This is a genomic window from Emticicia sp. C21, assembly GCF_003418935.1.
In the GTDB taxonomy this organism is placed as follows: domain Bacteria; phylum Bacteroidota; class Bacteroidia; order Cytophagales; family Spirosomataceae; genus Emticicia.
The window spans coordinates 261,537-283,041 of sequence record NZ_QVMT01000003.1 but is presented as its reverse complement, the minus strand read 5'-3'; the positions used below and the strand labels follow the sequence as shown (position 1 = coordinate 283,041).

General features: G+C 38.9%; 18 protein-coding genes. 11 read left to right on the top strand and 7 right to left on the bottom strand.

The genetic code is table 11. From position 1 onward, the window contains the following. Nucleotides 1-129: 129 nt before the first annotated feature. Nucleotides 130-1,506 (bottom strand): cell wall metabolism sensor histidine kinase WalK, encoded by a 1,377-nt coding sequence (locus D0T08_RS08835; RefSeq protein WP_116982258.1) that lies wholly within the window; start codon nt 1,504-1,506, stop codon nt 130-132. 79 nt (nt 1,507-1,585) lie between these two features. Between D0T08_RS08835 and D0T08_RS08830 the strand changes: the two genes are divergently transcribed. Then, a complete protein-coding gene (locus tag D0T08_RS08830; RefSeq protein WP_116982257.1) occupies nt 1,586-2,419 on the top strand; it encodes an MBL fold metallo-hydrolase in 834 nt (277 codons plus the stop codon). 58 nt (nt 2,420-2,477) lie between these two features. Next, the gene (locus D0T08_RS08825; protein WP_116982256.1) at nt 2,478-3,236 is read left to right on the top strand and encodes a patatin-like phospholipase family protein; all 759 of its coding nucleotides are present in this window, start codon (nt 2,478-2,480) and stop codon (nt 3,234-3,236) included. A 22-nt stretch (nt 3,237-3,258) separates the two neighbouring features. Here the strand turns inward: D0T08_RS08825 and D0T08_RS08820 are convergent, their stop codons facing one another. Further along, on the bottom strand, nt 3,259-4,176 hold the full coding sequence (locus D0T08_RS08820) for a helix-turn-helix transcriptional regulator (RefSeq protein ID WP_116982255.1): 918 nt from the start codon (nt 4,174-4,176) through the stop codon (nt 3,259-3,261). A gap of 150 nt (nt 4,177-4,326) precedes the next feature. Between D0T08_RS08820 and D0T08_RS08815 the strand changes: the two genes are divergently transcribed. Beyond that, nucleotides 4,327-4,974, top strand: a complete 648-nt coding sequence (locus D0T08_RS08815; RefSeq protein WP_116982254.1) for a DUF975 family protein — start codon at nt 4,327-4,329, stop codon at nt 4,972-4,974. A 233-nt stretch (nt 4,975-5,207) separates the two neighbouring features. Here D0T08_RS08815 and D0T08_RS08810 read toward each other — a convergent pair whose 3' ends face one another. Together D0T08_RS08810 and D0T08_RS08805 are read right to left on the bottom strand one after the other, a co-directional pair. Beyond that, entirely contained in the window at nt 5,208-5,681 is a 474-nt protein-coding gene (locus tag D0T08_RS08810) for a response regulator (RefSeq protein ID WP_116982253.1), read from the bottom strand. 2 nt (nt 5,682-5,683) lie between these two features. Then, nucleotides 5,684-7,690 carry a PAS domain-containing sensor histidine kinase gene (locus D0T08_RS08805; RefSeq protein ID WP_229238928.1) on the bottom strand — a complete coding sequence of 669 codons (2,007 nt, stop codon included), beginning with the start codon at nt 7,688-7,690 and terminating at the stop codon, nt 5,684-5,686. 388 nt (nt 7,691-8,078) lie between these two features. Here D0T08_RS08805 and D0T08_RS08800 point away from each other — a divergent pair, with 388 nt between their 5' ends. The 4 genes from D0T08_RS08800 to D0T08_RS08790 all read left to right on the top strand — a co-directional run bounded on the left by D0T08_RS08800 (nt 8,079) and on the right by D0T08_RS08790 (nt 13,037). Then, complete coding sequence (locus D0T08_RS08800) at nt 8,079-10,256, top strand: tetratricopeptide repeat protein (protein ID WP_158561223.1); 2,178 nt, start codon at nt 8,079-8,081, stop codon at nt 10,254-10,256. Nucleotides 10,257-10,519: 263 nt separating this feature from the next. After that, nucleotides 10,520-10,669: a hypothetical protein gene (locus D0T08_RS27775; RefSeq protein ID WP_199538140.1), complete on the top strand. Its 150-nt coding sequence runs from the start codon at nt 10,520-10,522 to the stop codon at nt 10,667-10,669. Then, on the top strand, nt 10,666-12,387 hold the full coding sequence (locus D0T08_RS08795; protein WP_116982250.1) for a sodium:solute symporter: 1,722 nt from the start codon (nt 10,666-10,668) through the stop codon (nt 12,385-12,387). Before D0T08_RS27775 ends, D0T08_RS08795 begins: the two co-directional genes overlap by 4 nt. Continuing rightward, nucleotides 12,342-13,037, top strand: a complete 696-nt coding sequence (locus D0T08_RS08790; protein ID WP_116982249.1) for a response regulator transcription factor — start codon at nt 12,342-12,344, stop codon at nt 13,035-13,037. Before D0T08_RS08795 ends, D0T08_RS08790 begins: the two co-directional genes overlap by 46 nt. A gap of 56 nt (nt 13,038-13,093) precedes the next feature. On the opposite strand, the gene D0T08_RS08785 is transcribed toward D0T08_RS08790, so the two are convergent. Beyond that, nucleotides 13,094-13,780: a response regulator transcription factor gene (locus tag D0T08_RS08785; protein WP_116982248.1), complete on the bottom strand. Its 687-nt coding sequence runs from the start codon at nt 13,778-13,780 to the stop codon at nt 13,094-13,096. Nucleotides 13,781-13,823: 43 nt separating this feature from the next. Continuing rightward, nucleotides 13,824-15,368: a cell wall metabolism sensor histidine kinase WalK gene (locus D0T08_RS08780; protein WP_116982247.1), complete on the bottom strand. Its 1,545-nt coding sequence runs from the start codon at nt 15,366-15,368 to the stop codon at nt 13,824-13,826. A 290-nt stretch (nt 15,369-15,658) separates the two neighbouring features. Between D0T08_RS08780 and D0T08_RS08775 the strand changes: the two genes are divergently transcribed. The 4 genes from D0T08_RS08775 (at nt 15,659) to D0T08_RS08760 (ending at nt 18,456) form a co-directional block, all read left to right on the top strand. Further along, nucleotides 15,659-16,408 (top strand): GLPGLI family protein, encoded by a 750-nt coding sequence (locus D0T08_RS08775; RefSeq protein WP_116982246.1) that lies wholly within the window; start codon nt 15,659-15,661, stop codon nt 16,406-16,408. Between the two features lie 226 nt (nt 16,409-16,634). After that, on the top strand, nt 16,635-16,979 hold the full coding sequence (locus D0T08_RS08770; protein ID WP_116982245.1) for an RNA-binding protein: 345 nt from the start codon (nt 16,635-16,637) through the stop codon (nt 16,977-16,979). After that, entirely contained in the window at nt 16,976-18,226 is a 1,251-nt protein-coding gene (locus D0T08_RS08765; protein WP_116982244.1) for a DEAD/DEAH box helicase, read from the top strand. Before D0T08_RS08770 ends, D0T08_RS08765 begins: the two co-directional genes overlap by 4 nt. Continuing rightward, nucleotides 18,223-18,456: a VF530 family DNA-binding protein gene (locus tag D0T08_RS08760; protein WP_116982243.1), complete on the top strand. Its 234-nt coding sequence runs from the start codon at nt 18,223-18,225 to the stop codon at nt 18,454-18,456. The genes D0T08_RS08765 and D0T08_RS08760 overlap by 4 nt, the downstream gene beginning before the upstream one ends. Nucleotides 18,457-18,656: 200 nt before the next feature. On the opposite strand, the gene D0T08_RS08755 is transcribed toward D0T08_RS08760, so the two are convergent. Further along, nucleotides 18,657-21,428: a TonB-dependent receptor domain-containing protein gene (locus tag D0T08_RS08755; protein ID WP_158561222.1), complete on the bottom strand. Its 2,772-nt coding sequence runs from the start codon at nt 21,426-21,428 to the stop codon at nt 18,657-18,659. Nucleotides 21,429-21,505: the final 77 nt, after the last annotated feature.

Sequence of the window (21,505 nt, the reverse complement as noted above, 5' to 3'; positions counted from 1 at the left end):
TTGTAGAAAATAGCAACGTATATACTTTAATCCATGAATGCTTTTAACCAAGTTTTATAATTAATTCTGAGGGTCGCAAACTATTTCAGCCTAGATTTTATACCCTCCACACATTTCCAAAAACATCGCCTATAAGTGTGGCAATGTTACCGTAAACACGCTTCCTTTTCCTACTTCGCTCTGTACTTCAATTTTGCCCTGATGAATATCAATTATTCTGCGGCACACCGACAAGCCAATTCCATGTCCACGATAAGGCGAGGCATTCTGAGTCCGATAAAACGGCTCAAAAATCTTGCTTTGCTCGCTTTCCGGAATCCCGATTCCATGATCTTTTACAGCAACCACACATTGTTTTTCATTAAAACGTATTTTTACCTCCGCCTGGTGTTCTGCCGAGTATTTACAGGCATTATCCAGTAAATTGGTAAAGACTGTGAGCAACAATGCCTCGTTACCATTGACTGTTACCCATTCGTCATCATCGGGTATATCGTCAAAATCTACGTCAATCTTAAAATCAGCATTCAGTCCTAATATTTCCTCCTGTGCTTTAAACAGTATCTCATCAATACGCGTAGGTTTCAAGGTCATATTGTTTTCCTGATTCTCTGATTTAGCCAGTTGCAACAAACCGTTGGTCAGCTGTATCAGGCGTTGGGTATCAGTCAATAATGATTTCAGTGTGCTTTTATATTCATCCGTCGTCCGTTCGTTCTCCAAAGCAATCTGAATCTCCGATTTCAGGGCAGCCAGTGGCGTACGCAATTCATGAGAAGCATTAGAAACGAAACTTTTCTGTAGTTCAAACGAGGTTTCAAGCCGCTCCAGCATATTATTAAAGTTATTAGCCAGTTGGGCTATTTCGTCTTTATTATTACCTACATTCAGCTTTTGTTTCAGGTTATAGGCCGTTATATTAGTAATCTCCTCATTGATTTCGGCAATGGGTTTGAGCGATTGTCCGGCAAAAATAACTCCTAGAATAACCGTAAGCATAATACCAATCACAAAGCTGATAATCAGCGTATCCCTGACGTTCTGGAGTTTTTCTTTTCCATAAATATCGGTTGCTTCAGCCACCACTACATAAGATTTACCGTTTTCATCAGTATACAAAGACCCAGTAACCTGATTGTCCCAATCACTGGTTTCAATATATTTTTGTTGTCTTACCCGCTTCAAAAAAGCCGGACTGTATAAGAAAGATTCAGCCTCATAACTGGCATAAACCAACTCGTCTTTGTCATTAAACATCAACACTCTTTCTACATTCAGTTTTCCCAGAATAGTCTTATTGGCATCACGTAGTTTTTTCTTGTCTCTTTCTGTGATTTTTAACTCTTTCAGTAGCTGCGCAGTCAGGATTCCTCTATCGTGGAGCCGGTTGTAGAACTCCTGTTTTCTGAAGTTTTCGGAAGTATAATAGACGGCCAGCGAGAATATAATCAGAATACAAGCGATTATTATCGTAAATTGTATGGCTATCTTGGTACGTATTCGCATATTTGGGTTGATATTTGGGCCTTTATCACGTGCCTGATATTCTTACAACGAAGATTTCATCTCAAATTTAATAAAGAATATGCAAATTCATGTTATTGACGCAGGACATTTCAGATTAGATGGCGGAGCCATGTTTGGTGTAGTGCCCAAGACCATCTGGCAAAAGCAAATACCTGCTGATGAAAATAATTTGTGTAGCTGGAAAATGCGTTGCCTACTGGTAAATACAGGCTCGCAACTGATATTGATTGACAGCGGCATGGGCGATAAACAGGATGCCAAATGGATGGGCTATTATTTCAGACATGGAGACGGCGACCTGATTCAGTCAATAAAAAAAGCCGGATACTCACCCAATGAAGTGACAGATGTGCTCTGCACACACCTGCATTTCGACCATTGCGGTGGGAGCGTGAAATGGAATACAGCCAAAGACCGCCTGGAGTTGACCTTCCCGAATGCCAGATACTGGGCACACTCTGCGCATTGGGAATCGGCCATACATCCGAACCCACGGGAAAAGGCTACTTTTCTGAAAGAAAACATTTTGCCTATGCAGGAAACCGGGGCTTTGCATTTTGTAGATAAAGAAGCCAAAACTTTTGGAGACTCAATTGAGTTATTATATGCTAACGGGCATACAGAAAAGATGATTATGCCTAAAATAAAACAAGGAGAAAAAACGTATTTATTTATTGCTGACACTATTCCGTCTCACGCACATGTACCTGTGCCTTATGTGATGGGCTATGATATACGCCCCTTGCAGACCATGAGTGAAAAAGAGGCTTTATTAAAACAGGTTGTCGATAACAACTGGACCATCATTTTCGACCATGACCCGGTGTATGATGCAGCACATATCCATCTGACAGAAAAAGGGTATCGGGTAGCAGATTTGTTCAATCTGTAAATGTTTTACAGGTAGAAAAGGTGTAAGCGTATTTTATTTTTATAAATTCAGAAACTGCATGAAAATAGGATTAGCACTTTCAGGGGGAGGTAGCAGAGGGTTTGCTCACTTAGGTGTCATCAAGGCATTAGAAGAAGTTGGTTTAAAACCGGATATGATTACGGGCACTAGCGCAGGCTCGATAGTAGGTGCCATGATAGCTGCCGGTTATACTCCTGACTACATCTTCGAAGCCATTGCCTCGGCAGGCATTTTCAGCCATATAAAATTTGCATTCAATCGGTTTGGCTTATTCAAACTCGAAAAATTAGAAAATCTATTTCTGAAATACATTCCGCATAATTCTTTTGAACAGCTCAGAATGCCTCTGACTATCTGTGCTACCGACCTTGAACGAGGTGAGGCTGTTTATTTTAAAGAGGGTGAGTTAATCAAACCCATTTTAGCTTCTTGCTGCCTGCCGGGTATCTTCGAGCCTATCCGTTTTCAGGGAAGAACTTTGATTGATGGAGGAATAGTTGATAATCTACCCATAGGACCATTAGAAGAATGCTGTGATTTTATCATTGGTGTCAATATCATGCCTGTTAATAACAATATGGCTATCAACTCTTTTAAGGATGTGTTGATGAAAAGCCTTTTTCTTTCTATCAGAAATAATTCAGGTGAAAAGCTAAGACGCTGCCATTTGGCTATTGAACCAGCAGAAATTTATCGCTACGATGGCCTGAATATGTCAAAAGCCAAAGAAATGTTTGATTTGGGTTATGAATGTACCCTAAGAGAATGGGAAGAAAAGCTTTCGCAGGTGATGTGAGAAGAAATTATTTTTAAAGTCGTCATTTATAAAACTTTTGCAACAGCGAGGTTAGTTGTGCTCTTGATTTTACCTCTGTTTTTTGATAAATACGATGTGTATGGTCTTTGATAGTTTGTACCGTTACAAATAATTTATCTGCAATCTCCTGGTTAGTTTTACCTTGATAAATGAATTGTACTATTTCTGCTTCTCGAGGGGTAATAGTATACTTTTCTATAAATGTATCGAATGACATAGTTACAGGAGTTTCTTCGACCTCAGAAACCAATTTTACAGCATACGTAAAATAAATAGCAAGGGCAGTATTGGTCAGAAAGAATAAAAAGATAAAAATCAGCTCTATAATCGCCTGATTATGGTTCTCAAGAAATACGAGGACATAAATAAGTCCAGCCCATAAGACTAAAAGAATGAAAATCTGTTTCTGCTTTTTTGCTAAATAGTTTACTTCAGAAAATAGTAAGATACTGATAATAAAGACACTTATAGTCATCACAAAAACTCCATATATCTGCCCCATATTTGATAAAACAGCAAAACGGTTAATGCTTATATAAAGCAATATTATCAGAAAAATAATCATAAAAGCAGCAGCCTTAAATACAATATCAGGTGCTTTTTTCAAAAGAGTCATGCTCCACCAGACAAGCATTAATTTTCCTGTCACCAGAAAAGGTATCCCGAGGACTATCAGAAAGTTAGTTACTATTTTGTTTTCTTCGGGTGTAGTAGTTGAACTAAAGAAAATCAGAAAGAATACTTTACTCCAAAGAGCATAAAATCCAAAGGTATAAATCAGTATTAAATAATATTGTAAATATCTGAATGAAGGGAGTTTCCCCGATTTAATATCTCTAAATAAAACAAGAATCCCTCCTGTAGTTAATCCTAAGCAGAAGATAAAACACACCCAGACAAAAATCATTCTGATTTCCATAAACCAATAGCTGATAATTCTGATAAAAGTATTAGGTATCTAAAATATCTTATCAATACTAAAGTAGTGTTTTTTCAAATTCCTACTTTGGTAGCTATTATAGATTTAATTCCTGCTCTACATTTGGGCATTGATTTAAATATAATACATATGGAAAACAATCCATCGATTCTGCCAGGTGCAGGTACCTCTCTTTCAAATGGTTGGGCTAAAATGAAACAATATTTTCTGCCATTATTATTTGTCGTAATAATAGCCTCAATTTTTGACCCACCATTAAAAATTCTGAAGACAAGCACAGATATGCATACTTCAGAAAAAGTATTTTTAGAGATTTTAGGTCTGGCTTACTTATTTCTTTTTGTGCCGATTATCAAGTATGGTGCTAACTATTTGTTTGTTCAGGCAGTTTATGACAGAAAAATTGAATTGAAAGATATTTTTATAGGTTTTAATAACTACCTCAATATCGTATTAGTCAATTTATTGGTTGTTTCTTTAATAGGAATCGGTATGATAGCCTTGATTATACCAGGCATCATCATTGCATGCAGGCTTGCATTTGTTTCGTATCTGGTTATGGACAAAAAATTAGACCCTATTGCTGCCATAGAAACAAGTTGGAAACTAACAAAAGGGTATGGCTGGGAAATCTTCCTCTTGGTTATTACGTCTATTTTTATATTTTTCTTAGGACTTTTAGCGCTTATTGTAGGGGTATTCCCGGCTGTCATCTGGATAAAAGCTTCATTTGCTTCGTTGTATAAAGCTGTTATGAGTGAAAAAGAAGAATATTAATAAAAGTAACATTTATAATGTTGCCTTATCTGATTTTCATTTAGCAGTTTTCTTTAATACACAACTACGCTTAAATATTTCTTTTTATAGACACTTAGCAGATTACTGAATTCTGTTGCATTGCTTATTTTTCGATTGAACTAGTTACAAAATCGTTCTAAATATATATCTTCTGTCAGATAATAAAATAAAGATAGACATCATCAATTGCTTTTTATCATTAACCCAACCACTTATAGCTTTGAGTCGTTATCACTACAAAAATAAATATATTGAGAACCCCCTGTTTGTAAATTCTGAACTGCCTCCTGCAATCCTGTTTCAGGATTTGACACAACTACCCGCAACAACTGAGTTAATTCATTGAAATCACTCGGTTTAACAAAATAACAAAAGGCTCCCATTTTAGCTGCCATATCCATTTCCTTTTGGTGCGAAGAGGTGGAAATCATAATAACAGGTATGTTCTTATAGTGTTCGTTCTCTTTCAATAGTTTCAGGCATTGCCAGCCATTCATGACAGGCATGTTCAAATCCAGAAAAATAAGTTGTGGCTTGTCTTCCAATCCATCAAGTTTCTTTAGTGCTTCACTACCGTTAACAGCACAATGAAAAACGATACTGGTATCTATAATTTCCAGAGCCTCACAAAACATTTCAGTATCATCACTGTCATCATCAGCCAGTAAAATAACTTTATAATTCATCGTTATGTGCGTGTCTCTTTTTGTTGGAAAGGAAGTTTAATTATAAAAGTAGCTCCTTCGCCCGGTGTGCCGTTTGCAATGATACTCCCATCGTGCCGTTCCACTATTTTTTTACAAAGAGACAAACCCAAACCAGTACCCTCATATTTATCTTTTGAATTAAGACGGGTAAACGTTTCAAATATCTGCCCCGCCTGATCAGGCTCAAAACCTATACCGTTGTCCCTCAACATTATACGGGCAAAATTTCTATTATCCTCAATCATAAGTTCTGATGAAATAGTGATTTTTGGTAGTATACCCTCTCTGGCAAATTTGATGGAATTATTGATAAGATTATAGAAAAGTTGGTAAAGTAGTACCGAAGCTCCTTCTACCGTCGGGAGAGTATGATAAAAAATTGCTCCCCCTGTTTTTTGCAAAGCAACCTCCAGATCAGTTTCAATGTTCTTTATTACTTCATTCAGATTAACCCATTCAGATTTTTGCATGTTTTCATTGATCGTCGAATACGTAAGTACCCCATCAATCATAGTTTTCATGCGGTCTGCAGCCACATGAATTCTCTCAATAAACCGTGCGGCGGTCTCGTCCAATGGGTCTTTAAGGTGGTCTTCTAATCTGTTGGTAAATGTTTTTATTTTTCTTACAGGCTCTTTTAAATCGTGAGAGGCCACATGAGCAAACTGCTGAAGGTCTTCGTTAGAGCGTTGCAATTCTTTAGTGCGGTCATTGACTTGCTGCTCTAAGGTTTCAGACAAGGTTTTATAGCGATTTTCGCTTTCTTCTATTTTTTTTCTCGCTAATACCTGTTCTGTCACATCGGCAGCTATATGCATTACTGCGTTACTTTTACCCGGTTCTTTAATAACATCATAAGAAAGATTAAAATAGCGTCTTTCTAATTTACCATCAATCAGAAAGTCCACAGGTTGTTCGTCGCCCCGAAAGGGAATGCCCGTTTTTTGTACGTCTAAAACTATCTGAAGCACAGGTTGGTCTTTCAGTTCTGGCAAAGCCTCAACCAATGTTTTACCAATTATTTCGTCTGCTGAGCTCTTATTCATAAACTTTACCATAGGCTCATTTACACTTTCACTCATTAGTTCTTCTCCTCTTGAAAGTAAAATAGCCACAGGCGCCTGTTCAATCATATTGCGGAAGCGGGCCTCACTTTGCTTCAGATTTTCTTCGGCGTGCTTTAATTCGGTAATATCGCGGGTAGTTCCTGCAATCACTTCCACTTCACCTTTTTCATTAAATACCGGGCCAAAAATGTAATCATAAACGCGGCTACCTAATTCGGCATGAGGGAAAGATACAGTTCCTCTGATGGTTTTATTGGAAGCTAATACCTCATCAATTTCGCGCTCGTGCATGAGTGCATGCCACTCCTCATAACCATTGTCGCGCAAGCCTTTGCCAATAGCTTCTTCGGCTGTTTTACCCCACATATTAAGCAACGCTTTATTGGCATAAGTGAACCGATAAGTCGGGTCAAATACATACACCAGATCAGGTGTGGTATTAATGATAGAATCGTAGAGTCGTTTTTGTTTTTCTGCAGCGTCAAGTGCTTTTTGCAAAGCTATTTCTGCTTGTTTACGTTCGGTTATGTCCTCTGTGGTTACGACCAGTAATTCAGCATGTTTAACAGCTGTAAAACGAAACCAGTGATTCATTCCTTCTCCGGTATACCAGCGTTCAAAATTGGCACTTACTCCTGTTTCAGCAACTTCGATAAATTTCTCCAGAATACCGGTTTCTTTTACCATCGGAAAAACATCGCCATATCGCTTTCCTTTATAATCTGTCTCACCAATCCAGTTAAAGGTATAGGCATTGAAAAGCAGAATAGAGAAGTCTTCTACCCTACCTTTTTCATTGTAAACAGATCGCATAACGGCAATGCCGTTAGGGGCAGAGTCAAAAACAGTTTGTAGCAGGTCTTTATTTTCTATTAGCTCCATCGTGTATTTATATGGCTGAAAACCATGGATGCTCTGCATACAAAGGCTGCACATTGCTGAAGAGCTGTTTTATCTGAAAACGCTTAGTAAACGATAGTATCTCCATCTTAGAAAAAAAATCCATGAGGTAAATATAATATATACCTAACTAAAATTATTAGAATTTGTTAAGAGAACAGATTACACATGCTTAGAATACCTTTGGTTAATCAGGCTGGTATATTATTGTATTCAACCTTTTTCTTCTTAATAATTACAATTCACGAAAACAACATTTCCTTCACCAAATAATAAAATAAACACCATCACATCAAATCATTTGCTATTTTTGGCATTAAATTAGATAATTTTTCAGGCGTATAAACGTTTAAAGGTGGGATATTGACTCATGTCGATTTAAATGTATTACCCCAAAACCTATTCAGAAGTGCAGAAACTATCCATCATTATAGGGTTTTTAGTTATTACGGCCGGGTGTTCGCAGTTTAGTAATTCGCCAACGAGTAAGGCTTGGCATAACACGAATGCCCTTTTTAACTCTTTGATTATCTCTCGTGAAAACATGAAAGAGGCAGAAAAGGAGTTATTTAAAACCCGTGAAGAAAATTATAGTGCCCTCATGCCTATCCTTCTGCCGATGGATTCTACCAAAGCCCAGGCAGTAGCTGCTAATCTGAAAGAGATTATCGAGAAAACATCACTTATCGCCGAAAGACATTCCAACTCAAAATATTTAGCCGAAGCCTATATTCTCTTAGGCAAAGCCCGTCTGATGAAAGGCGATTTATTGAATGCCATTGAGGTATTCAAATACGTAAATACCACTACCAAAGACGAAACCGGCCGACACATGGCCTTAATCTGGCTGATGCGCTCCTACACCGAGCAAAAAGACTACGAAACGGCACTCAAAGTATCAGAAGTAATCAGAACACTTGACCTGAACAAATTTAATACCCGTGATTTTTATCTGACTAAAGCTTATCTGCACCAAAGAAGAGGCGAATTTGCTACCTCGGCAGCCATTGCAGAAGAAGCACTTAAACTAATGTCGAAAAGTGAGCAGAAAGCTCGCGTGCATTATGCCACAGCACAGATGTACGATATTATCGACCAATCGGCAAAGGCATTGCCACATTATCTGGCTGTTTCGAAGAATCGTCCGAATTATGATATGGAATTCTACTCTAAAATGAATGCCCTGCTTGATGAAGCGGTTGTGCGCAGAGGAAGCACTGCGGGCGTACAGGAGAATTTCAAGAAGATGTTGCTCGACCGCAAAAATACTGACCTGAAAGATAAGATTTACTACACAATGGGTAATCTGGAAGCCAAAAGAGGAAACTTTCCGAAAGCCATTGAATATTATAATTCATCTCTACGAAATTCGACAGGCAATAGCGCACAGAATGCTTACACTTACCTGGAGCTAGCCGAATTAAATTATAACGAACTCCAGAAATATGATCTGGCAAGTTTATATTATGATAGTACGCTTACGGCCTTGCCAAAGACCTCACCGGATTATGACCGTATTTCAAGAAGAGCATTATCTTTGGGCGATTTTGTCAAATACCAACGAGTCTTGACATTAGAAGACAGTTTACAACATCTGGCAGCGATGAATCCGGCCGCTTTAGATAAAGCCCTGGAGAAAGCTATTCTGGAAAAAGAGGAAGAAGCGAAAAAGGCACAGCAATTAGCCGAGGAGCTAGCCAGGAAAAACAATAATGTAGCCGTACAGCGATTATCTGATAAAGATGAAACCTTTAAACGTTGGGATCTCTACGACCCGGTAGTAATAGCCAGAAATAAGAGCGATTTCCAACAGCTGTGGGGCAACAGACCTCTGGAAGATGACTGGCGCAGAAAAGACAAACAAGCAGGTTCGGTAAGTTTCAAAGTAGAGCGTGGGGTAGCAGGCAATGAACCTACCTCGGCAAACGGTGCTACGCGCCAGGAAGTTGAACAACAAAAAGAAGATGCTGCAGCCAAAGCACTAGAAGCCAAGAAAAAGGAAATATACGCTAAGATTCCATCAACTCCTGAGAAACTGGTGGCCTCCCAACGTAAGCAGGAAGAAGCTTATTACCAGTTGGGCAAAATATACAAGTTCCAGTTCAATGAGCCTGAAAATGCTATAGCTACTTTTAAAACCCTCTTGTCAAAGTTCCCAAAGACAGTGCACGAGGCCGAGGTATTATATTTATTGGCACTTACCTCCGATAATCAGGAAACAAGCCCTTACCGTGCCACCTTACTCAGCAAATACCCGGCATCGACTTATGCCCGACAATTATTGAGAGGAAATGTGAGCATCACCAGCGATACAGAATCAAAAGCGCATGTCGTATATTCTCAGGCATTCAATTTGTTTAGTAATGAGAGCTACCAGTCGGCCCTGAAAATGGCAGAAGATGGCCTGATTACCTATACAGGTACTAGTATTGAAGATAAATTTGCCATGTTGCGCATTATGCTATTAGCTAAAACCGGACAAAGAGAAGTTTATCAACAAGCACTCAATGAGTTTATACAAGGTTACCCATCAAGTAACCTCATGCCAAGAGCCAAAGAGTTGATAGCCGTGTTGGATAAGAAGTAGGAAATCATTGAAGACTCAGAGTTGCCTGAAAAGATAACATGCTTGATTTCTCTTAGAGTCTACTAAAATAAAAGATTCGTCTATAGACACAAATAATATCCTTTTAAAATAGAGAATATTGAAAGAGATATGCCCCTTGAAAAGGTATACAAAATGATAATCAGTGAAAGAGTAAATTCCTTACAATGAAAATATTCACCGCAGCGGCGGCCGCTCAATCACTAATTCACTCATTCACTAAATTATCTATATAACCTATAATTATGACTAAGCCTAAAACCGATGCCCCTATAGAAGAGTATAGCGAGCACGCTCCTATTCTAAGTACCTGGCGAAACGTATATATACTCGTTGCCGGAGCTTTGCTTGTTACTATCATCCTTTTCTACCTTTTCACCCTCTATTTTGCATGACCAACCTCGACTGGATTTTACTTACTGTTACGCTCCTGTTCATCATCATATACGGTGTCTATAAAAGCCACCGCGATAAAGACATTGACGGCTACCTACTAGGCAACCAATCATTGCCCTGGTATCATGTAGGCCTTTCGGTAATGGCTACCCAAGCCAGCGCCATCACCTTTCTTTCTACAACAGGACAAGGTTTTGATGATGGTATGCGCTTTGTACAGTTCTATTTTGGTTTACCTTTAGCCATGATAGTACTCTGTATTACGTTCATACCCATTTTTCATCGATTGAAAGTATATACTGCTTACGAATATTTGGAAAAGCGTTTCGATGGCAAAGTGCGCATTTTTACGGCCTTTTTATTTCTGGTGCAACGCAGCCTGTCTACAGGTATTTCTATTTATGCCCCTGCCATTATTCTTTCCACCATCTTCGGCTGGGATATCGTCTGGACCAATATCATTATGGGTGGATTAGTGCTTACCTATACAGTAATAGGTGGTACAAAAGCCATTTCTTATACCCATGTGCAACAGATGCTGGTAATAACGGTAGCCATGTTTCTGGCAGGCGTAATTGTCCTTCAGATGCTCCCTGCAGAAATTGGTCTGGTAAAAGCCTTGAAAATAGCAGGTAAATCGGGCCACATGAATCTGGTTTCTTTTGAATTCAATCCCAAAGACCGTTATAATCTCTGGTCTGGGCTAATCGGCGGGTTCTTTTTGCAATTATCTTATTTCGGTACTGACCAATCACAGGTAGGGCGTTACCTTACCGGAGAATCTACCAACCAGAGCCGTTTAGGTTTGGTCATGAATGGCTTGCTGAAAGTGCCCATGCAGTTTGGTATTTTGTTGGTGGGGGTTCTGGTATTTGTATTTTATCAATACAATACCTCTCCTGTTTTCTTCAACAAAGTAGAAGTAGATAAACTAAGAACCAGTCAATATGCGCCACAATTGCAGGCGCTTGAAAAAGAACATGAAGTTATATCGAAGAAGAAACAACAATTGCTAAGCGATATTGGCGATGCAGAAAACGAAAAACTGATGGTTTATAAAGCTTCATTGAAAGAGTCTGATTCATTGAGCAAAAATGTAAAAGCACAGGTGGTTAGTTTAATCAAGCAAAACAATCCGGGTGCTACTACCAACGATAGAGATTTTGTCTTCCTGCGCTTTGTTTTAGATTATCTGCCACATGGTTTAATCGGTCTTTTAATAGCCGTTATTTTTGCGGCATCGATGGGGTCTATTGCCTCTGCTTACAATTCTTTGGCTGCTACCACCGTTGTAGATGTATACCGGAAGTATGCTAAGACACCACCGACCGAAAAGGCAGAATTGAATGCTTCAAAAGTTTCGACGGTTGTGTGGGGTATTTTTTGTATATTTGTTGCACAATATGCCAGCGAATTAGGCAATATGATTGAGGTTGTCAACGTATTAGGTTCCTTATTCTATGGTATTATTTTAGGTGTATTTCTGGTAGCATTCTATTTCAAAAACATTGGCGGTACTGCTACCTTCTGGGCAGCGGTTATCAGCCAGGGTATTATCTTAGGAATCGGGATTCCGCAGTTAATGCTAAAAAAAGAATGGATTGCCTATCTTTGGTTTAACCCCATTGGCTGCGCGTTAGTCATTAGTATAGCGTGGATGATTCAAAACTTATGGAAAAAAAGCGAATTCTCATCGTCGAAGACGACCAACGTCTAGCTGAAAATATCAGCAAAGGCCTGGCCGAGAAAGATTTTGATACCTCAGTGGCATTTGATGGACAAATAGGGCTTCGCCTTGCGTCGAGTGGTAAGTATGACCTTATCATTCTGGATGTCAATTTGCCTGTCATGAATGGCTATGAGGTATGTGCCAAAATCCGTGAGAAAGATAATCAGATACCCATTATCATGCTGACTGCTCTAGGGGAAACTGACGATAAGATTCTGGGCTTCGAAAAAGGGGCAGACGATTATATTGTAAAACCTTTTGAATACCGGGAGTTACTGGCACGTGTGAATGTGTTTCTGAAAAGAGCCTATGCCGAAAACGAGCCTAATGCTTCTAGTTTCTTAAGAATTGCCGATTTGGAAATCAATCTCGAAAGCAAGATAGCTACGCGTCAGGGCACTAAAATAGAACTGACTCCTAAAGAATTTTCTTTATTAGAATATCTGATTAGAAATAAAGGAAAGGTTGTTTCAAAAGCTGAAATTGCCGAGAAGATATGGGAAGGCAATAATGCCGAAAACAGCCTGAACGTGATTGAGGTATATATCAATTTCTTACGCAAGAAAATAGACAAAGACTTCGAGCCAAAGCTGATTCATACCAAAACAGGTATGGGATATGTATTGAAAGATGATTGAGGTATAAATGCACCCCTTGCCGCGCGGCGGACCGTCCCTAAAGGGGAATTTTAGTACTAAGCCGTTGGCGTTGTAAAATGATAGCCAACCCCCTTAATCGTCATCAACTCCAGAGTTTCATCCTCTTTCAGATAATCACGTAATTTGGTAATGTATACATCCAGATTACGTGAATTAAAAAAAGAATCATCTCCCCATATTTTCATCAATATCTCTTTACGGTTCACAGTAAAGTTTCTGTTTTCAGTAAAAATCTTCAATAATTCGGTTTCACGGTGCGAGAGTTTCCGGCAATTATCATTCAATCTCAACTCATATTTCTGAGGTAGGAATTCATATTTACCCAATTGAATACTACCTGTTGGAGTCATACCTTTGCTATTGGAAAGCAATAACAAATTATTGATTCTCACAATCAACTCTTCCATACTAAAAGGCTTACGGATATAATCATTCCCACCTGATTGGAAGCCTTTCAGTACATCGTCAGTCTGGGTTTTAGCTGTCAGGAAGATAATAGGCAGATAAGGTCTCAATTGCCTGATTTCATTGCCTAAAGTATAGCCGTCTTTATTGGGTAGCATCACATCCAGCACACAAATATCCGGTTTGAATTGCTCATAAGCTTTCAGTACCAGATTGCCATCTGCTACCATTCTTACCTCAAAATTTCTGGTTTCAAGGCTTTCTTTCACTATTTTACCCAAAAAAGGCTCGTCTTCTACGTATAATATCTTTGTCATTTTATGTATCACAATTTTCTAAATCGTCCCTACGAATAGCGCCTTACCCCATCAAAGGCAATCGCATAATAAATGTACTACCCTCTCCTACCTTGCTATTTACTTCTATCGTGCCTTTGTGGCATTCAATTACATTTTTTACATAGCTGAGTCCCAAACCATAACCCTTAATATTATGCACATTTCCGGTAGGTACTCTGAAAAACTTATCAAAGATTTTTGGTAGAAATTCCTCTTCAATGCCCATACCGTTATCTTCAATGCTTAATTGCAGATTCTCTTCATTCTCCTGCAACACCACATTGATATTGGGTTCCTTGCTGTATTTCAATGCATTCTCAAGAAGGTTATACACAACATTCGTCAAATGAATAGAGTCTCCTATGATGGTAAAGGTTTTGCCGAATAAATCGAAGTTGACATTGGCCTGGCATTTTTCAAATTGTAGCTTCATGGTTGCCAATACACTTTCAACCAGACTCCTGAAATTGATACTATCATTATTCAACACCAATTCCTTTTGCTCAAAAACACTCATTTTCAAAACCTTATCGACCAATATTGAGAGTCGGTTCAATTCATTTTTTGAGATTTCCAGATACTCTTTCGTTTGTGTAGGGTTCTGCAATACATTGAAACTACTTAATGCTTCAATAGCCACACTTACCGTTGATATTGGTGTTTTCAATTCATGCGTAATATTGCTTACAAAATCATTCTTCAAGGCTGTAAGCCTCCTTTGTTGTTGCAGATTCCTGTAAATCAGCCAGAATGAAAGACTCGTGATTGTAATCAGAAAGAGCGAAAAAAGTATCTGAGGAAAAATTCTTCTGATCAGGAACCAATCAGGCTCCTGAAATTTAGCCTGATACGCAATGCCATCGAACTGTACGTGTGCCTTTAGCCTGGCAGGTGCATCAGACGTATCTTTCTGCCGGCCTTTTTTTACTGCTACCTCAAACGGAATAGTAATCTGTTGTTTCAATAATCTGGCGGCGTATTTCTGCTTGAGTTCTTTCGGTTTAAGTGTGTCAGCTACCAGATTAATAACAATATTCTGCAGGGTATCTTTACGCTTTCTTCCGGGCCTTATATACAAATGATTAAATTCTTTTCTATCTTCCTTTGCAACTTCACCCATGCGCATATCTGAAACTAACATGATTTGCCGGGGTCGCTTGGGCTGCCCCTCTACATGTGTATTACTATCTTCTTTTAACTGAATCCTGATATGATTTCGGTTAGAATCTACTCTTATTGATTGTATCATTTTTGCTAACAGATCTTTTCCTGTTGAATCAATAAAGTCAAATTTACTTGAATAAACCGTCATAGTCCTTCCTTTCAAACTATCGGGAGGAATAGGTAAACCGGAAAATCTTCTGGTAATAAATACACCTCTATTTGCAGATACATTCGCATTAGTATCAGCCCTCTTCCCGGGTCTTCTCTTTCTGGCTGTTACTACCACCTTACCCATTTTTATAGAAGAATCGACCCGACGTTTAATGAGTGAATCCTGCATGGTAGATACCGTTTTCTCAAAGCTGTTGAAAATATCTTTCTGCAGATTCTTTTTCTGCTCCATATAGTTTTGCCGAAGCCAGAAAGCATTAAACAGCGTCAGCACCAATAGGCTTACGCATATTAATAGAAAATGTGTCTTATTTTTTATTCCGGTCGTCAATGTATTCTATTAAATAAACTTATTACCACAAAATATCATCACCTGTGGTTTACTCTATGAACCAAAATTAAAAGACATTTTTGGTTTCATATCTATTTTTTAACCTTAATTAACATTATTTCCATAATGATTAACCTCCTGACTGATGCCTGAACTCTACTTTTGCTGAAAACATTTCAAACCAGCATCTCATGAAAAAGTTATTTTTATTTATTGCTTTAATTATCAGCCAGTTAGCCGTAGCGCAAATCCAGGAAGGCATTATTGATTATGAGTTCAAAGTAAATATGCACAAAGGATTGGGCAAAGAACAGGAACACCTGAAAAGCATGGTTCCGGAGTTCAGAACCAGTAAAAACCGACTCTATTTTTCTCCTACCGAATCTTTCTATACTAATATTGATGAAGACCCGGAAGATGTGAATACAAACGTAGGAGGCGGAAATGTACAGATGCGTTTCACTCGTCCACAAATGGATTTATATCGCAATTTCGAAGCCTCTAAATTTATTACCGTTACCGATTTTGCAGGCAAGAAATTCCGTATCGAAGATTCCCTGAAAACAAATCCGTGGAAATTTGTGGATGAAACCAAAAAGATAGCAGGTTACGATTGCAAGAAAGCTACTTTTTATAACGAAGAAGCCAAGCAGGAAGTAGTAGCCTGGTATACCGAAGCATTGATTAGCCCAGCCGGACCACAAGGTTTCTGGGGATTACCCGGCTTAATTCTTCAGGCCGACCTCAACGACGGCACTACTGTTATTACGGCTTCTAAAATTGAGTTGAAAAAGTTGACCAATGAAATAAAAGCACCTACAGGTGGGAAAAAAGTGAGCAATAAAGAATTCAAGAAGATTCGCGACGACCATATGAAAGAAATGGGTATACAAGGCGGCGGTGCCGGCCCAAGAATTATGATTAGAAATGGTGGTGAATAACTCATTAGATTCATTATTTACATAAGATTTCGCTCTTTATAGCCCTCTTGTTCTTAAGCTCCCTCCAATCAAAAGAGGGAGTTTTTCTGTATTTCTCCTCTATGGTTTTTCATTTTCAGATACGAAATAAAGCCATCTGCTTATCTAATCTTTTAGTATTTCTCTCCAACCCCAACATATCATATAAAATTCGTAATTTTGCATCTCAATCATAGATACCAAGGCAATGGACATTTTTGTGGGGAGTATTCCTTTCAAACTAAAAGAAAAAGATTTAAGAGCTTTATTTGAAAAATATGGCGAAGTAACTTCTGTAAAAATCGTAAAAGATAAAGTAACACGCCAGAACAAAGGCTTCGGCTTTGTGGATATGCCAGATGAAGATGCCGTAAGAAATGCGATTCATGAACTGAATGGGACAGAATTAATGGGTCGAACCTTAGAGGTAGGTATTTCGGAGAAGAAAGAAGCACCTAAACCTAAAACAAACTTCAAGGTTAATCAGCAGGGAAAAGCTACCGGACATTTCAGAGGCATTGGCAAAGGCTATGATAAACGCAACAAAAAATGAAATTTGACGACTACCGCATAGCGCCGGAAATCAAGCAGAATCTGGAAAAACTGGGCTTTAAACGTCCGACAGATATTCAATATAAATCCATCACGCCCATTCTGCGTGGGGAAGATGTATTGGCTATTGCGCAGACGGGTACGGGCAAAACGGCTGCCTTTGCTATTCCGGTGCTTCATTTAATTAATGATGCGAAAAAGAGTTCCAGGTCTGATGCCATTCGTTGCGTAGTGATGGTGCCGACACGTGAGCTAGCGATTCAGATTACAGAGGTTTTTCAAAAATTGGGTCAGGGAACAAAAGTAAAGACTTTTTCACTCTTTGGTGGGGTTGAACAAGACCCACAGATTCTGAAACTGGAAAAAGGCATTGATGTATTGGTAGCTACTCCCGGACGTATGTTTGACCTGGTAAGTCAGGGACATCTGAAATTGAATCATACAGAAATTCTGATATTAGACGAAGCCGACCATATGTTGGATTTAGGCTTTATTAAAGATATTCAGGATGTATTACGGTTTTTGCCACGCAAACACCAGACTTTGTTTTTCTCGGCCACTATCAACGAAGAAATCAAAAAATTAGCTTACTCTTTGGTGCATAACGCTATCAGAATACAGATTTCACCCAATGATAAAGTGGCAAAGAACATCAACCATGCAGTCATGCACGTAGAGATGGACGATAAACGTTTCTTTCTGGAACGTCTGGTAAACGAGCATCCGGAAAACAAAATTCTCGTTTTTGTACGTACTAAGGTTCGTGCCGAAAGAGTAAAAGCAGCGATGGAGCGTGTAAACATAGCCGCCGAAACGCTGCATGGGGATAAAGAACAACAAGACCGATTGGTAGTATTGAATAAATTCAGAACAGGTGAGACTAAGTTATTGATTGCTACCGATGTGAGCGCCAGAGGTATTGACATTGCCAATGTAGATTATGTAGTCAATTATGATTTGCCTGATGTACCCGAAAATTATGTGCACAGGGTTGGTCGTACGGGCAGAGGTACACAAAAAGGCAATGCCATTTCATTTTGCAGCACCGAAGAAAAACCTATGCTGACCGAGATAGAAGCATATCTGAATAAACCTGTTCAGGTAATAGGATTGGATAAACTGGATTATGCCGCTACCATCGACTTCTCGAAGGATACAACCAGCTCTGATTTAAAAGCTTTACTGAAAGAAGCCGAGCAGTTTGAAGAAATGAAACGCAAGAAAAGTAAAACCAAAGGCAAAAAATGAGTCAGGAACAACCCAATAATCCGCTTCATGGCAAAACCCTTGAAATGATTCTGAACGAACTGGTGGCCTATCATGGCTGGGAACAGATGGAATACCATGTGCGTATTAATTGTTTTGCCAATAATCCCAGCATCAAATCAAGCCTTACGTTTCTACGCAAAACGCCCTGGGCCAGAAAGAAAGTAGAAGATTTGTATATCAGAATGCTCAATGATTTGAAAGGGGAATAAAAAAGTTAAGCAGCCATAAAATGACTGCTTAATCTCCAACAAACTAAACTAAATTATATACCAAACAAAGATTTATTTAGTGAGTGAGTGAGTGAGTGATTGAGCGGCCGCCGCTGCGGTGATTATTTAATATTATTCATAATTCACTATTAAAAATTATTCACTCAATCACTCATTCACACAATCACTCAATTCTCTCACTACCCCCCAATCCGAATCATTCCTCTTGGCTGTGGAGAGATACCTTTCAGCGAATAAGTGAAACTCAATAAGAAATATCTGCCTAAACTGGTAATGCGTTCGTCTTGCACAAAGTTTAATTGAGCCGTGCGGCTGATACCCGTATTACGATTCAATAAGTCGTTCACTGATAGTTTCAACTCTCCACGTCTGTTTTTCAGGAAGAAAGTTGATACCGACATGGCCCACAAAGGTATATTCTGATTGAATCCTCCGGTAAGACCTGAATACATATTGTAATCAAAATCAGTCCCAAAGACCAGGTTTTTGGCGATAGTCCAATTCAAATCTGTTGTCAAGACCTTATTAAAATATTCCTGATTCATCTGTTTGTTTACAGAATAGTGTGTCTGGTTATAAATGACACGCCCTTGAACTGATGCATCAAAATTATCTTGTTGATAGCTCAATCTTAAGCTGGTAGAAGCCTGAAAGCCCTTCGTACGATTTTCCTGTTTATTAATAAAGTTAATACCTCTGTTCGCTGCTACACGTTCGCCTAATTCTACCCGCAACTTAATCGGTCTGATTCTGAAACCATAATTCAGATTTCCACTTAACAAATAATCATCTTTTACGTTAATGGGCTGCGATGTCTGTACAAATGTCGGACTGATTTCCTGCGCATTATTAATCTTATTAGTCGTATAGGTTAAGTTAGCAGAGGCAAAGAAGTTAGTAAAACTTAGCTGATTGAAAGAATTATAGTTCAAGCCCAATCTATGCGAATACTCCGGTTTCAGATTCGGATTACCTACATAAATATTCAATGGGTCGCGGTTATCTGTGATAGGTGCCAATTGGGTGATACTCGGCTCCTGGAAATTCGTTTCATAATCCACTCTTAAATGCTGACTTTGTTGAAAATCATAGTTGAAGTGCATATTTGGTAATACATTCTGGAATGTTCTTGAAATATCCGTATCCAACAGCAATAGTTTCCCTCTCAGATTGGCATGCTGGAAACTCACACCGGTAGAGAAATTATATTTCTTCTGCACCAATCTGAAATTAGCCCCCAGACGATTATAGAGAAAACTACTTTCAAATTTATTACTCAACTGACTGTTATAAACCGGCACACCATCTTTAATATCATTCACCAAAGCATCAGATATATAGTCGTTTTTCTGTATGGCATAGTTTACTTCCAGAAACTTGCGTTTGCCCAATGGCTCGGTATAAGAAGCCGTTAAACCATAATTCATCCGGTCTGATTTCTGGGTACTTTTCTGATTAATACTCTCTGTGCGTGCCAATGCGCCATCTATATAATATTTGTTCAAGGCCGCCAAATCGCCATTGCTATCTGTATTATTTACCTGAAAACTCAGGTTGGTCGAAAGCGTTCTCCCTTTCTTATGGAATTTATGACGCCACAATAAATTACTGCTCAGGCTTAATCCTTCGCTACTACCTCCGTAGTTACGTCCACCTTCATTCTCCAGTAAATTTTTACTACTCAGCGACTGGCTATTACTGACAGTATTGGCTCTGGTATGATTATAATTAATATAAGACGACCATTTCAACGAATTCATCGAATCAAGCTTCTGATCAAGCGTGAAATTGAGACGATGGTTATCGTTCATAGTATTCTGCGATGTTTTCTGCAAGGTAGTATAGCTATCACCATTAGGTAGGAAATTCTGACGGTTCACATCTTTGCCAATAATCTGGTTGATATTATTAAACATATAGCTTCCGTTTATTTCTGTCTTTTTGCTGATAGGATTATTGAAGTTAAGCCCTCCGGCCCAGTTTCTCACAAAGCCATTCTGACGGTTACCAAAGTTTAAAGGCAAGCCTCCGTCATTATCAGCGCTGAATTGTACGCGAAACTGACCGCCGCCACCCATCATACGCTGCAAACCACCCGAAAAATTCATGTAATCTTCAATCGAGAAACCCTGTTGATTCACATTATTCCCCATCGCCAATACAGATAATTGCTTATCTTTATTGAATCTGTTAATATTCAATCGGCCTGCATATCGTTCGTCCAGACCAGCGCCTGCGGTAATATTTCCAAAAGCCCCTTTCTTGCGGTCTTCTTTCAGTTTCAGATTGATGTTCTTCTCGCGCTGGCCATCGTCAATACCGGTAAAATCGGCCTGGTCAGAGCGTTTGTCATACACCTGTACTTTCTCTATGGCATCAGCAGGCAGGTTTTTAGTAGCCATTTTTGGGTCTCTTCCAAAAAACTCTTTGCCATCAACAGTAATTCTTCTTACCGTTTCTCCCTGTGCCTTTACAGTTCCATCCTTTTCTACTTCCACTCCTGGCAATTTCTTCAGCAGGTCTTCTACCACGCTATTAGGTTTTACTCTGAATGAACCCGCATTAAATTCTACTGTATCGCCTTTGATACTCACAGGGGCTTTTTCGCCTTTCACAGTTATCTCGGCCAATTCTTTGCTAATGGCTTGTAGCTTGATAATGCCTAAATCTATTCCGGTAGCACCATCAGGAACAATCAGTTTATAAAAAGGCTGATGCCCCACATAAGTGATTTTAAACAGATAGTTGGTTGGATTCAGGTTTTTTAACTCAAAAACCCCTTTATCGTTGGTACGGCCAAAGTTTACCAAAGACGAATCCTTAGGGCTCAGCAATAGCACTGTAGCATATTGCAAAGGAGCGGCTGCAGAATCGGCCACCGTACCTTTGATAGTAATCTTTTGGGCAAAAGTGGGTATTGAAAACAAAAGAAGAATAAAAAGCTTTTTCATAAGTGGTTTGATTTTTTGTCGAAACAAAAGTAGAAACCACATTTCTCAACATAGGTTAAGAGAGATTGAAATAATGT